5 protein-coding genes and 1 pseudogene are annotated in these 15,715 nt (G+C 40.6%); 1 reads left to right on the forward strand and 5 read right to left on the reverse strand.

Features of this window, described 5'->3' with window-relative positions; translation table 11 throughout:
* Positions 1-3: 3 nt before the first annotated feature.
* From QT397_07960 to QT397_07980, 5 genes and pseudogenes are all read right to left on the reverse strand, one after another.
* Positions 4-8,913 (reverse strand): amino acid adenylation domain-containing protein, encoded by an 8,910-nt coding sequence (locus QT397_07960; GenBank protein ID WNZ57266.1) that lies wholly within the window; start codon positions 8,911-8,913, stop codon positions 4-6.
* Complete coding sequence (locus QT397_07965) at positions 8,877-9,740, reverse strand: condensation domain-containing protein (GenBank protein WNZ57267.1); 864 nt, start codon at positions 9,738-9,740, stop codon at positions 8,877-8,879. Before QT397_07965 ends, QT397_07960 begins: the two co-directional genes overlap by 37 nt.
* 3 nt (positions 9,741-9,743) lie before the next feature.
* On the reverse strand, positions 9,744-11,690 hold the full coding sequence (locus QT397_07970) for a non-ribosomal peptide synthetase (protein WNZ58518.1): 1,947 nt from the start codon (positions 11,688-11,690) through the stop codon (positions 9,744-9,746).
* Positions 11,673-12,422 (reverse strand): annotated as a pseudogene (locus QT397_07975) (condensation domain-containing protein). Before QT397_07975 ends, QT397_07970 begins: the two are co-directional and overlap by 18 nt.
* Complete coding sequence (locus QT397_07980) at positions 12,413-14,824, reverse strand: amino acid adenylation domain-containing protein (protein ID WNZ58519.1); 2,412 nt, start codon at positions 14,822-14,824, stop codon at positions 12,413-12,415. Before QT397_07980 ends, QT397_07975 begins: the two are co-directional and overlap by 10 nt.
* A 657-nt stretch (positions 14,825-15,481) precedes the next feature.
* On the opposite strand from QT397_07980, the gene QT397_07985 reads away from it, so the two are divergent.
* The gene (locus tag QT397_07985; GenBank protein ID WNZ57268.1) at positions 15,482-15,625 is read left to right on the forward strand and encodes a hypothetical protein; all 144 of its coding nucleotides are present in this window, start codon (positions 15,482-15,484) and stop codon (positions 15,623-15,625) included.
* The last annotated feature ends 90 nt before the right edge of the window (positions 15,626-15,715 follow it).

Consider the following 15,715-nt stretch of genomic DNA (forward strand, 5'->3'; position numbering starts at 1 on the left):
TCCCTATAAGACCATCTCAAATTCTTGAGTTTCATCCTGATTTGATACTGCGTCTTGCTGTAACGAGGTACTTAATTTTTCAATTGTTTGATTTGCAAATAACATTGCTAGTGGGATATCTATACCAATTATCTGGCGACTTTTGGCCCCAAGACTGATGGCTTTGATTGAATCTCCTCCGATACTGAAGTAGTTATCGCGGATACCAACCTGGCCCAATCCCAGGACCTGTTGCCAAACTTCGCACAATTGGCGTTCAAGTTGCGTACGTGGAGCCAGATAATCACTCTGGGAAACAAGCTTGGGAGTTGGCAAGGCCTTTTTATCCAGTTTGCCGCTTAAATTAAGTGGTACTTTATCAATCCAGCTAAAGCTTGCAGGAATCATATACTCGGGCAATACAGACACTAATGTTGCTTTTAATATATCAAGATCTTTGGAGTCCTCGGAATCTGGGACTAAATAGGCTGCCAAGTATTTTTGACTTTGATATTCGTGATCTGTCACTATCGCTTGCCTTACTCCATCTAGGTCATTTAAAGCCGCTTCGACTTCACCTAACTCAATACGGAAACCTCTAATTTTCACTTGCAAGTCATTGCGACCGATATAATCCAGCTCACCGCTGGGTAACCACCTGACCAGATCGCCAGTTTTGTAAAATTTGGTATAACCTCTGGCTTTATCTTCCTCACTGGCAAAGGGGTTTTCTATAAAGCGCTCTGCTGTCAGTTGAGGTTGATTCAAGTAACCCCGGGCAAGGCCGGCTCCACTTATATGCAACTCACCAATAGCCCCTATTCCTAATAACTGACCTGATTTATCGAGGACATAGCTTTTGTTATTGGCGATGGCCCTGCCTATCGGGATCTGGTTGTCTTCTGATTGAGGTGGACAATGATATTGATGGCTACTGATAGTCGTTTCTGTAGGTCCGTAGACATTAATGAGCTTATCCCCCAAATCACTGGCTAGCTTGGTTGAGGTCACTTCGCCACCCGAGATGACTCGCTTCAAGCCATGTTTTTCCCCAAGTTCCAATGCCAGAAGGAGACTAGATGGTGCATCCAGGTGAGTAATGGACTCTTGCTCAATTAGCCGCTCCAGACGGCTAAAAGACTGGATGTCGGCATCACCGGTAATCACTAGCCGAGAACCACTAAGTAATGCTATAAATATCTGCTCTATCGATGCATCAAAAGTGTAGTTAGCCAGTAATAATAAATTTTCACCAGAAGAAACTTGATACGTTTCTAGGTTATGTTGCATCAAATTTACGCAACTGTGATGCTCAATCATCACACCTTTAGGTGTGCCAGTGGTACCGGATGTATAAATCACATAAGCCAGATCGGATGTTGATGTCAGCGCAGGTAAATTATCCCCACTTATTGCTTCATTCAAAAGTAACTCTTGGGTTACACACACTATGGATTCTTGATGTTCAATACCGACGATTTTCCGGAGTTTATCTTCGTTACTCTCTCCCGTTAGGATCATCGGACATTGACTGTCAGCTAAGATATAACTCAGGCGCTGTTCAGGGTAATCAGGCGAAAGGGGCAAATAAGCTCCACCGGCTTTTAGTACTGCTAAAATAGCAATAACCATATCGATACCGCGCCCAAAATATAATGAAATAACGGTATCTGGAGTTATCGATTGTCCGTGAGCTGATTGATATTGTTTTGACAGGATGCGGGCCAAACGGTTGGCTCTTTTATTAAGTTGACTATAAGTAATCCGTTGCTGCTCAAAGATCAGTGAAATGTGATTTGGCGTTCGCAGGGCTTGCCGTTCAAATAAACCATGTAAGGTTTGTCCCTCAGGGAAGTCAATCCTTGTATCATTCCACTTACCCAGGATTAGTTGACGTTCAATTTCACTAACTCGTTCAATCTTTTCTAAACATAACTTAGGCGTTGCCAACATACTTGTGAGTAGGTGTTGATACAAGTTGGCAATGCGTATGATGGTCTTTTCATCAAATAGGCTGACTGCATAATTAAACGTTGCGGTAATTTCCTCGCAACCATCATTTAAAAATAAACTTAAATCGAAAATTGCCGGTGAATATAGAGAAGCTTCCCCATCGAGTTCAGAGGGTAAAAACGGGAAATCGTCATTAACACTTTCTTGCTGAACAAAGCTCTGTACACCGAACATGACTTGAAAGAGTGGATGGCGGGAGCTATCACGTTCAACATCAAGTGCCTCGAGCAGGCGTTCAAAAGGCAGTTCCTGATGCACTTTAGCCTGAGTAACGGTCTGATGCACCTGTGCTATCAAATCCTTTACAGTCATTTTAGTATCTAGAACAGTTCTCAATACTAGAGTGTTAACAAAAAAACCAATCAGGTCTTGAGTTTGGGCATGGTGACGATTATCTGAGGGTGTACCTACCAGGATATCTTCCTGCCCTGACAAGGTTGCGAGGCAAAGATAAAATCCAGTTAGTAATATGGTATATAAAGTAGTACCTTCAGATCTTGCAAAAGCGCGTAACTGCGCTGATGTATTTTCGTCTAGGACAAAGTGATAGTGCTTACCCCTTTGATCAGCCTTTGGCGGCCGTTGATGATCTAGTGGCAGTACCAAGGATTCGTAACCGGACAACGTTTTTTGCCAGTAATTCAGCAGATTTTCTAGAGTCTCACCTTTGAGATATTCTCGTTGCCAAACAGCATAATCATGATATTGGATTTCCAGCACCGGTAGTGATGCTTGCTGCCTTTCACAAATAGCATGATAGATTTGTGAAAATTCTTTAATAAAAATGCCAGTAGACCAGCCATCAAAAGCAATATGATGCCAAAGGATCAACAAGTACCGTTGTTCGCCTAACTGGTACATATGTAAGCGGACGGCGCTCTCATGGCTTAGATCAAAGGGCCGATTATTTTCCCTAATCAGGGCAGTCTTCAATTGGGATTCATCTGTAAGCTGGTGCTTGTTTATTGCTATCTCCCTGGGCTGGACTTCTTGTAGGGTGACACCATTTTTGTCCGTGTAGTAGATGCTGTTTAGTATAGTGTGACGTCGTACTACCTCGCTTATTGCCCGCTCAATATTATTTAGCGATGCTTGAGGCCTGAGCCTAACTAAGTAGGGAATATGATATGCACTTGCCCCGGAATCAAATTTCTCGATAAAGAATAAACGCTCCTGGGAAAAAGACAGGGGATAAGGGCCGACTTTTGCTGAAGTAATTCTTAGCAGCGGCTTCTCCTCAAGCCCTTTGGAGAGGGCAGCAATATTTTTTTTCTCAAAGAGAGTTGCTAGGGATAGTTCAATACCTAATTCCCTGCGAATGGTAGCTATGAGTTGTACCGCATTGATCGAATGCCCACCGATTCGAAAAAAGTCATCCGCAATACCTACACGATCAAGTCCCAATATCTGCTGCCAGATCAGGCAGAGATTTTGTTCAAGACTTGTGCGGGGAGGGAGGTAGTTATCATTTATAATCAATTGTGGATTTGGTAACGCGCGATAGTCCAATTTTCCATTAGGGGTTAATGGCAATTTCTCCAACAAAGTATAGCTTTCAGGTACCATGTATCCCGGTAAATTAATAGATAGCATTTGCTTTAGGGTATCCGGTGAAATTTTCTCTCTTGCCTCTGGTACTATATAAGCAACTAATATTGTATTTTCTTCATGGTGAAAAGTGGTCACTAATGCTTGCTTTACTGCTTCGATTTCATGCAAGGCTGACTCGATTTCTCCTAATTCGATCCGGTAGCCCCGAATTTTAACTTGCTTACCAATTCGCTCAAGGTACTCCAAATTTCCGTCTGGTAACCAGCGCACTAAATCCCCAGTTTTATATAGCCGGTCATGTCCCCTTTCTCTATCTTCATCACTGACATAAGGATTATTAATAAAACTCTTAGCTGTCAGCTCTTCCTGATTAAGGTAGCCGCGAGCAATACCTGCACCGCCGATATATAGTTCCCCAGGAGACCCGACAGGTGCCGGTTGGCCATTTTTATCCAAAACATATAATTTTTTATTATGCAATGGGCTGCCAATAGGCAGTTTTCTCATCTTGGTATTTAAGTGACAGGCAGTAGCAAAAACAACCGTTTCAGTTGGCCCATAAACATGTGTAAACGAAATTTCAGGGTGGTCATTAACTAGCTGGTGTAAAGTTCCAGCATCGGCCTTTTCTCCGCCAAATAAAATATTATTTACCTTCAATCTATTTAATAGTCTCTCTTTGGTCAGGACACTCAGTAATGCAGTCGTGATAAAAAATGAATCAATATGATGGCTATTTAGATAATCTATTAAACTTATAGGGGACTGGATTACGTCCTGCGTAACGAGATGCATACTGCAGCCATTTAGCACACTGTAAAATAAGTCAAATACGAAACCATCAAAAGCATAGGAAGACAAACTGGCAATATTGGTCACCTTGGAGGCTTCCAAATAACGATTATTGCAAGCAAAAGCTGTTACTGCATTATGTTGCACTAAAACGCCTTTGGGCTTACCTGTTGTCCCTGACGTGTAAATCACATAGGCAAGATGATTGCTACTTGATGTTTCTGGTAAGTTATCGTGATGATATGCGGTGACTTCCTTTTTATCATCAACTACAAGGATTGATGGAACTTGGTACTTGCCAGCCTGGGATGCGGGTAGTGCCGATAAGCTCTGCTTATCACTTATTACCAGCGAGATTTGTGCATCTTCCAGTATAAATTTGATACGTGCTTGAGGGAGGTCCGGTGCAATTGGCACATAGGCCGCTCCAGCTTTCAGTACCGCCAAAATGGCAACAACCATATCTGCGCTACGTTGAAAACATAATCCTACTAGAGTGTCGGGCTCTATTGTCCTCGCTGTGCTGGCTTCATATTTATTTAAAAGTGCACGTGCGAGACGGTTGGACTTTTGATTAAGCTCCCGATAGCTTAGTCGGCATTGCTCAAAAACCAGGGCAATATGATCAGGTGTCCGGCTGACCTGCTGTTCAAATAGACCATGTATAGTGTTTCTGTCGGGATAATTAACCTGAGTATCATTCCACTGGTACAACATTTTCTGTCGATCAGCGGTACTTAGTTTTTCTATTTGTGCTATCGGAAAGTCTGGTCCAGAAAGGAGACCGGAAAGCATCCTTTGGTAAAGACTGGATATATGTGCTATAGATTCTTCATCAAAAAGACTTACCGCATAGTTAAACCCTGCGGTAATTTCATCGCCATAATCATTTAGCGATAAACTTAGATCAAATTTTGCCGGTACATATAAATTGCTTTCATCAATTAATTTTGTAGGAATAAAAGGTAATTTTTCGGTATCACTGATTTCCTGCCTGTTATTCTGTAGACCAAACATTACCTGGAATAAAGGATGGCGAGAATTATCTCGCTCTATCTTCAGTTCTTCAACTAGACGCTCAAATGGGAACTCCTGATGCACCTTAGCCGAAGTTACGACCTGGTGCACTATGGCTAATAGTTCTTTTATCAACATTTCGGGCTTGATTACAACACGCAAAGCCAGGGGGTTAACAAAAAAACCGATCAAATTTTGAGTCTGGGAATGATGACGATTATCTGACGGTGTGCCCACCAAAATATCTTCTTGCCCAGACAGGGTTGTCAGGCATAGGTAGAATCCACTGAGAAGTACAGTATATAGAGAGATTCCTTGATCTCTTGCTAATCTTCGTAACTGTGCTGAGGTTTGACTACCTAGAGTGAACCGATGGTATTTACCTCGGTGATCAGCCACTATGGGCCTGGGGTAATCAAGTGGTAAAGCCAAAGATTCATATCCGGACAAACGTTGTTGCCAATACTGTAGCTGCTTCTCTAGCTGCTCTCCTTGCAGATAGTCATGTTGCCAGGCAGCATAATCACGATATTGAATATCCAGTTCGGGTAGGAGAGCTTCTCGCTTTTGACATATAGCTTGGTAAATTTCTGAAAGCTCTTTGATGAAAATCCCGCTAGACCAGCCATCAAAGGCGATGTGGTGCCAGAGTATTAGTAGGTAATCTACTTCCCCTAATTGAAATATATGAAGTCGAACTGCCCCTTCCTTTTCAAGGTCAAAGGAACGCATACACTCTTTTCTAACTAAGAGCGTCAATTGTTTTTTGTCCGCAGCTTTGTGCATTTGTAAAGTGACAGGAGTAGATAGTACCTCTTGCCGACTAATTCCGGTGTTATCGGTATAATAGACACTGTTAAGCACAGTATGTCTACGAATCACAGCGTTTAGTGCTTTTTCAAGCTTATCCAGCGATGTCTTTGGCTTTAGTCGGGTAAGATAAGGTATATGATAGGCACTGCTTCCAGATTCAAATTGCTCAATAAATAGAAGTCTTTCCTGAGCAAAAGATAGTGGAAATGCGGTTGCATTTGAGCGCGGGATTGTCAACAACTTTTGTTTTTCTATTCCCGAAATCAGAGTGGCTATATTTTTTCGCTCGAACAATTCTTCCAGTGAAACTTCTATAGCCAGTTCTCGACGAATAGTAGCGGTTAGCTGAACTGCATTAATTGAATGGCCACCTATACGGAAAAAGTCATCCTTAACGCCTATGTTTTCCAGTCCCAGTACACGTTGCCAGATCTGACACATCTGACTCTCTAGTTCGGTTCGGGGTGCAAGGTAGTTATTCTTAGAAATTAGTTCCGGGGTGGGTAAAGCACGATAGTCTACTTTACCGTTGGTGGTTAGCGGGATCTGATCCAGGTAAGTATAGCTCTCCGGCAACATATACTCAGGTAAGCTAAGAGCCAATGTGTCCCGTAAGGCTTCTGATGAAATATCTTGTGCTAGACAAGGTACTATATAGGCTATTAGCAGGGTACTACCCTGATGATGATAAGTTGTCACCAGTGCCTGTTTTACTGATTCTACGTTGGTGAGCGCAGTTTCAATTTCCCCTAACTCAATTCGGTAACCCCGAATTTTAACCTGCTGTCCTATACGTTCCAGATATTCCAAGTTTCCGTTGGGTAACCAGCGCACCAAATCGCCGGTTTTATATAAGCGATCATACCCCCTGCTTTTATCTTCATTATTGGCAAAAGGGTTATTGATAAAATTCTGTGCTGTCAGTGCTTTCTGGTTGAGATAGCCTCGGGCGACTCCTGCTCCACAGATATATAATTCCCCTGGAGCCCCGATGGGTACCGGACAACCTTTTTTATTAAGTACGTAAGCCTTAACATTATTGATAGGGCGACCTATACATCGATTATTATTTTGCTGATAAAAGTTCAGACTTTGAATGGCTGTTACCGTAGCTTCAGTTGGTCCGTATTCATTAATAAGCTTGTCTTTCCAAATATTTACCAACTCTGGTGAACAAGGTTCACCGCCAAATACTACTCTTTTTATTTGCTGTTTGTTTTTGATATCACCTAAAGTCAATAGATGAGAAGGAGATGCTACCAAGTGTGTAACCTGATGTTTGGCTATTAAGCCGATGATTTTTTCCGGTTGTTTTAATATTCCTCTTTCGGGTAATATCAACCTCCCACCATTCAACAGAGCCAAATAAAAGGGCTCAACTGAAGCGTCAAAAACATAAGACAACAGCCAAAGCACACGTTCTTGATTGTCAAAATTAAATGCTTCGCTTTGTGCTTTAATTAGATTGACAACGGATTTATGCTCTACCATTACTCCTTTAGGAGTACCGCTTGTGCCTGAGGTATAGATTAGATACGCCAGGTTGTTTCCTTGCGAACCATGACTTAGGTTTTCGATAGAATACGGCGCAGTTTCTACTTGGTTATCTACTGCAAGTAATAAAGGTGGAGTAGGGATTTCCTTGAGTAAAGAGCGGAGTTTATCAAGCTTGAAACTTTGACTTAATACCAGGGCAGATTTACTGTCTTCTAATTGAAATTTCAGACGTTTTTGAGGTGCATCACAGGCAAGGGGAAGGTAAGCTGCGCCGGCTTTTAGCACAGCTAATATCCCTATAGCCATTTCCAGGCTTTGTTCAAAATATAAGGCAACGATAGTATCGGGTCTTATCGTATTTCGGTGTTTATCTTGATAGTTATGCTGTATTGCCCTTGCTAGTTGATTAGCTTTTTCATTTAACTCTTGGTAAGTTAATTGTTGTTCTTCAAAACTAACCGCGATTGAATCATGATTTATTAGGGCTTGAGTTTCAAATAGATGTGATAAACTTAGCTCATTACCACCATGTGAGCTTGTCTGATTCCAATCAATTAAAACTTTTTGGCGATCTCTATCTGACAAACTATCAAAAGTATTGATAGATCGTGAGGGCTGCTCCAGCATCTGTACCAAAAATTTTTGATAGATTCCACTGGCACGGATAATGCTTTCCTCATCAAATAGACTTACTGCATAACTAAACATACCTTTTATCTGGTTCCCACTGTCATCGAGAGTCAGGCGTAAATCCGCTTTTGCAGGCGAATATAATGGGTTTTGAGGATCTGTTTCTACCGGGGTAAACGGCAATTCATATAGGTTTGTCAAACCAAAACTTTGTACCGTAAACATTACCTGAAACAATGGATGGCGGGACAAATCCCTTTCCACTTCCAGTGTGTCAATGAGAGACTCAAATGGTAGATCTTGGTGAGTTTTAGCCGCAGAGACTACCTGATGTACTTGCCTGATTAATTCATCAGCTGTTATATCTGCATTTAACTTTACTCGTAGCGCCAGCGAGTTGACAAAAAAGCCAATTACGTCTTGGGTCTGGGCATGATGACGATTATCTGACGGAGTACCTATCAGGATATCTTCTTGCCCTGATAGGCTAGACAGTGTTGCAAAAAAAGCACTGAGGAGGACGGTATATAGAGTAGTTTCCCTTGATTGGGCATAGTGCCGTAACTTCAGGGATAGTTCAGCCTCTAACGTAAAGTAGATATTTTTTCCTCGGTAATCCATTTTTTGGGACGAGGACGATCTGTTGGTAAAATTAAAAGTTCATAACCGTATAGGGTATTATGCCAGAAAGACTTTAACTTGGAGAGATTCTCCCCATTTAGATAATCCCTTTGCCATTGGGCGTAATCGCTATATTGGATGGATAGGTCTGGTAAGCCTATTTCCTGGCTATTAAGTAAAGACTGGTAGATGTTAGATAATTCCCGTAAGAAAATATCCATTGACCAGCCATCAAACGCAATATGATGCCACATAATTAGCAAATACAGCTTTTTATTGGCCTCATAATATTTCAGACGCATTGGTGGATCTTGTGACAGATCGAAGGGGCGCACTATCTCATCTTTTACCGCCGGTAGTAACTTTTCTTCTGTGTTTAAGTGGTTTGTCGAAATTTTAACAGGGCCAGATAATATCTGGCTGATATTCCGGTTATCAGACTCAATATAGACTGAATTGAGCACGGGATGACGTATTGCCAAATGTGTAAAAGCACTTTGTAGAATATCTAATCGGGCATCTTGGTCCAATTGCACTAAATATGGAATGTGATATGCACAGGTTTCAGGCTCTAACCGTTCAATAAATAATAGTCGCTCCTGAGCAAAAGACAGACGGTATTGCAAGAGTTCCTCAAGCCTAAAAAATTTTTTCTGTGAGTCAATTTCTCTTCTTTGTAAATACTTAACTAACTGAGGCTTTTCTGCTTTCAATCGTGTTAGCAGTTCTTTCGGTATTTCATCACCGCTACTTGCCAATTTAAGAATATCTCCACTGACCCATACAGCCAGGTTATTTTTTTTGAGCTCTTTTAATAACGCTAACATCAACTAAATCTCCATTACTAACTGATTATTAGCTGTAGGCTTATCAGCCAGCTTGGGAATGACCATGCTTTGTTGGTTTTTTAATGCAAGTGCTAATCTGGCAACGGTGCTGTGCTCTAATAATAGGCGTAAGGGAATATCTATCCCGTTTAACTTTCGGCTGACAGCTGTGAGCTTTACTGCATTGATAGAATTGCCACCGATACGAAAGAAGTTATCCTCAATCCCGACCTTGTCCAGCTTCAAGACTTCTTGCCAAACTGTACATAAATGTCGTTCAAGCTCATTTCTTGGTGCTTCGTAATTATGCTGGGTGACCATTTCTGGCTCAGGTAACAGATTGGGGTCAAATTTTCCATTGATATTAAGGGGGATGACATCTATTAAATTATATGAATCAGGCACCATATAATTTGGTAGGCTCGACTGTAGAAATGACTTTATTGCGTCGCAATCCAGTACTACATCATGTGTTGAAACCAAATAGGCTGCCAAGACTTGATTACCCTTTAACTCCCGTTTAATAACAACTGCCTGTTTTATTTCAGGGTGAGTGCACAAGATGTTTTCGATTTCGCTTGTTTCTATTCGATAACCACGGATTTTTATTTGGCTGTCGTTACGGCCAAAATACTCTAGAGAACCGTCAGGTAACCAGCGGACTAAATCACCAGTTTTATATAATCTATCGTAACCTCTATCGAGATCTTCCTGTGTTGCAAAATAGTTGGGAATAAATCGCTGTTGCGTTAAGGTTTCTCTATTTAAATATCCGCGAGCCAGGCAAGCTCCACCTATATATAATTCGCCAATAACACCAACAGGTGAATAATGTCCATATTCATTTAATACATAAAGCCTCACATTATCGATTGGTTTTCCTATGTTTATTTGGTCAGGCTTCTCTATTTTTTGTTGTGTCACACATACCGTGGCCTCTGTCGGGCCATATTCATTAAATGTGAACTCGGCAGGCAATACTGCTAATGGACTTAAATTGTCACCACCTGTGTGGACTAATGTTAATGTGGAATTTCTTAGTTCTTCTGCAATTTCATTGAGTATTGCAGTTGGAATAAATGCTTGGTTAATATTATTCTCAGTGATATATGAAATTAGCCTTTCACTCTCAACTCTACATTCATCCGAAGCAATATGGAGTTCCGAGCCAGATAAAAGTGCTGGAAATATTTCAAAAACACTGGCATCAAAAACATAGTTGGAGAACTGTAAGATCCGTTTTTCAGTATTCAACTGATGACTTTTGATCATATATTGAGTCAGATTTACTACGCTTTGATGCTCTATCATCACCCCCTTGGGTTTTCCTGTAGTGCCGGAGGTGTAAATCACATATGCAAGAGCTCTGGGATCTAGCTTAATGGCGGGAGATGCTGACGATTGAGTGGATAGCAATTCAGGTATATCAACAGAAATAAGTAATGGAACATTTTTAAATTCTGATAGTTTTTTATCAATAGCAGTAAAGTGGTGCCGTTGCGTCAAAATAATCGGAGCTTGACTGTCTTTAAAAATAAATTGAGTACGTTGCTCTGGGTATTCTGGAGAGATGGGTAAATAGGCTCCGCCAACTTTTAAAACGGCTAACATACTAATAATCATTTCCAGGCTGCGATCTAAATACAACGCTACTATTGTATCTGCCATTAACTCATGGCCGGTTTGAGCTCGATACTGAGTGAGAATAACCTGGGCAAGTTGATTAGCCTTCTTATTAAGCTCCTGATAGCTGATAACACTATCCTGATATACCAGGGCTGTATTTTGGGGGGCTTTACTTACCTGGGATTCAAATAATTCAACCAAAGTTCTGGTCGCTGAATATTCGGTATCGGTATTATTCCATCTGGCAATTTGTTGATTCAATTTAGTATCAGCTATCACTAAATCCGATATTTTACTGGCATCCCCCTGCAGGATTTGTGTCATTACAGACTTAAATGAGGCCATCATATTCTGAATAAACCAAGGGGCATGTCGTTCCTGATTGAACTCCCATAGTACGGTAACGGGATCACCACTGCCTTCCTGCCCCATCCTCGGGATAACCACAATATTTAAATCGAATTTTGCGGATTTGCTGCCGATGGCTTCGACCAATTGTATCTCTGAGATGCCAGGTAATGTCATTTTCGGTAAGGGAGAATCATGAAAACTAAAGCAGACCTGAAATAACGGATTTAGTCCTTTGATGCGTTCAGGATTTACCAAATCAACAACAGTTTCAAATGGAAGTTCCTGATTTTTTTGTATTTCTTGTATCGTATCAAAGCAGGTATGAATAAAATTATTAATTCCTTGTTTTGAGTTTTGTTTTATTCTTGCAACATTGGTTGCCACCATCATTCCGATAGTATTTTCTACTCCTTGATAATTACGGTTCGCAGTACCAGTGCCGACGCAAATATCGGTATCGCCGGAGTACCGAGATAATACTAAGTTGACGGCCGCCAACATAAAGGAAAATGGCGTTACTCCCTGTTTCTGACAATAATTTTGTATTTCATGCCAGAAATTCCGAGGGATCTTCATTTTTTTAGTATCTCCTCCCTTTAAATCTCCTGCGGCGGTCTGAGGTAAATTGATTTTAGTTGGGGCATCTTTGAGTTTTTTATACCAGAATAGCTTCTGTTTTTCAGCTGCTTCGCTCGTTAGCCAATTGTTTTGAAAAACAGCAAAGTCGGCGTACTGCCCAACATGATTAAGAGTTGTTTTTTTCTGCCCTCGAGTCTTTGCTTATAGCAGGAGAATAAATGCTCAAGAAATATATTTGAGGACCAGCCATCATGGACAAGGTGGTATTCAATGTGAACAAGAATATGTTCTTTGTCTGTTAATTTTACTAATCCCCAGCGTACCAAAGGTAGTTGGGTAATGTCGAATACCTGATTCAGTCCTTCTGCTATTAAATAGTCAACTTGCTGTTGAGCCTGTTGATAATTCATGGAACTAAAATCATATCTGGCTATCTCAACTTGGTAGCTTTCATGGATGTATTGGCAGGGTTCCTCCAAAGAATAGGACGTTCGGTAAATCTCATGTGCATCGACTACATCCTGGATAGAGTGAGCAAGAATGTCTGGATCGATTTCACCTTTTAGAATCAACTTACTCTTTGCATGATATGCTCTATTTCCTGGGTTGGATTTTGTCAAAAACCATATGGCTCGCTGCTGTGAGGATAAAGGTGAAATAGTCCGATATTTATTATCCCTGGTGTTGATACTGAAACTTTGCTGGCAGCGAGGTAATTGCTGCCAGATATTTTCAGGTGTGCGCTCTGTATAAATTAACTCAACTGGAATATTTACAGATGCTTCTCTGGCGAGTTTTGAACATAATCGAATAGCTGAGATTGAGTCGCCACCAGCGGCAAAGAAGTCTTCTTTCCATGCCAAAGGTAACGCTGTGTATTTACTTATCAAGACTAGAAACGTCGCCTGTTCAGAATTAAGATTCACATCCATCATCGCAGATGGATCGTGTGTTGCCATAGATAATAAAATCGATTTATCTATTTTTCCATTCTCTGTCAGCGGAAGCTCAGGTAGAATTAGAAAATGCTCAGGTACCATGTGAAGTGGCAAATGTGCCTTTAGGTGTGATTCGAGCTGTTGTATATCCAACGAGAATTCTTGCTTGAGTACTGCATATGCATACAGCGATTTTTTGTTTCCTGTATCGCTTGCAAGTACGCATGCCAAGGCAATGCCATTTAGAGTTTTTAGGCAATTTTCAATTTCCGAAAGCTCTATTCGGTGGCCTCGTATTTTTACTTGCGAGTCATTCCTACCTATAAACTCAAATTCGTCTCCTTGGAGACGTCGAACTAAATCTCCTGTTTGGTATATGCGTTTATATCCGTCGCGGCTAATTTTCGATGGTAGTAAACTACCGCTGATAAATTTTTCGGCTGTTAATTCTGGTTTTCTCCAGTAGCCACGGGCAATGCCTGTACCGCCAAGATATAGTTCCCCAATATCTCCGATGGCCACCTGCTGTAAATTGCTATCCAACACCCAAGCTTTAGTATTCTTTAACGCTTTGCCGATATTGTTTGCCGAATCCCCATGCGTAAAAAGGTGTGCGGTAGCGCACACAGTAGTCTCTGTTGGTCCATAGGCATTGAAAATCTTGCTTTGCTTGTTGAGCTTTTGCATCATATTAATGGATGGTGCTTCACCGGCAACAACAATGCTTTGCAAGGAGTGAAGTTTTTCTTCGGGTAACAACGCTAATAGTGATGGTGGTAAAGTGGCAAACTGTATTTGATTGTCTCGGATTAAGTTTGCAAGTTTATTGTGGTCTTTACGTTCTTCTTCATTAGCAATATAAATCGTTTGGCCCAAAAATAGACTGGCAAATATCTCGAATACACTGGCATCAAAAACATAAGATGCAAACTGTAAAGTCCTTTGAAAATTTTCCAGTGAAAACCTTTCAATTTGCGCCGAAGCGAGGTGAAGAATATTCTGATGAGTGATCATAACCCCCTTAGGCTTGCCCGTTGTTCCAGATGTGTATAGTACGTAGGCAAGATCATTAAGGCAGTTCTGATTTACTTCCTCCAATGAAGGGCTGGTTTTAATAGTATCTTTATCGTCAGAAATGAGTAAGATTGGCGAGTTATGATTTGAGTTTAGCCAGCTTGTCAGTTGAAATTTATGATGAGCCTGAGTTACAACCACTTTGGTTTTGGTATCCTGAAAAATGTATAATGCTCTCTCCCGTGGATACTCTGTAGAGATTGGAACATAGGCAGCACCAGCCTTTATTACTGCCAGCATGGCAATTACCATGTCCAAGCCTCGATCTAAATACAGTGCAACTAAATTTTCTTTTGAGTTGTCTTCTTTAGCTAGCGCCTGGCTGATTAAGGTTGAAAGTGATTTTGAGCGCTCATCAAGCTCTTGATAACTAATACTAATCCCTTGATATATGAGAGCTGTTTTATTTGGGTTTATATTGATTTGCTTTTCTAAGCAGCTATAGACGGATCGTGCTTTTGAATTGAAATTCTCACTTTTGATATTCTGTGAGTTAACGATTTCATTGATTTCCATCATCAGTATTCCATTTTTATTTTTTATTAACGATCATTGTAAAAAGTGATAGCTTTGGTTGTTGTCTGGTTTATACCCTTCTTGGATGACCTTTCATATGTTGTGAATATGAAATTTTATTATTTATTCTGTAAGTGATGTGCGTCTTGAATTAGTAGTTATTTTTAAGTTTTCAAGTTAGTAAATTATATTTTGTTAAGAGGGTTAGGGTAGGTGACTGAATTAATATCGTGTAATGAAGATCAAAAGGTTTTAGCTGTGGAAAATGATTCTCTATAGCTGGCTTATAATGAAAAGGCTGGCGGGATGTGTGTTGTTTAGATTGAAATTTATTATGTTTCGTCTGCCAATGTTGAAGCATTGGTGAGGTGGTAAATGTGGCTAAGTTGTTAGAATAATTTGCATTTTTCATAGTGCCAACTTCCGTGCATGTCTGTCACTACAATACTGCGCTGGGAAGTTATCAAAAATGTTTTTGTGCATCAACAAAAAGGTACTTGCAATATTGGTAGCAGATTTTATGGCGATTATTTATTTGATAGGAGTCTGATGGGGACGGTTTTTGTTTTTTGTGATTGCGCTTTTTTCAGTTCGGAAGCGTGTAAATAGTTCGTTTTTTCTCTGATTTTAAATTTGTAGGGGGAGGTTGTTGTTTGTGTGTTCGATGTTTTTATGATGATTTCAGGTAAATTTTTTGGAGTGTTGTTGTTGGGGGTTTTAAAGTGGGTTGGGGTTGAGAATTATTTTGATTGGCTTTTCTTTTATAGTAGCGTTGGCTGTATGGGTGGTAATTCTAATTAAGAAGTTTGTTCGTGTTTTATCGATGTTTTCTAGATATATGAAATGTTAACTTTAAATAAAGTTTGCAGTCGTTGCTGTGAGGAGTGAAGT

The organism is Microbulbifer sp. MKSA007 (genome assembly GCA_032615215.1).
In the GTDB taxonomy this organism is placed as follows: Bacteria; Pseudomonadota; Gammaproteobacteria; order Pseudomonadales; family Cellvibrionaceae; genus Microbulbifer.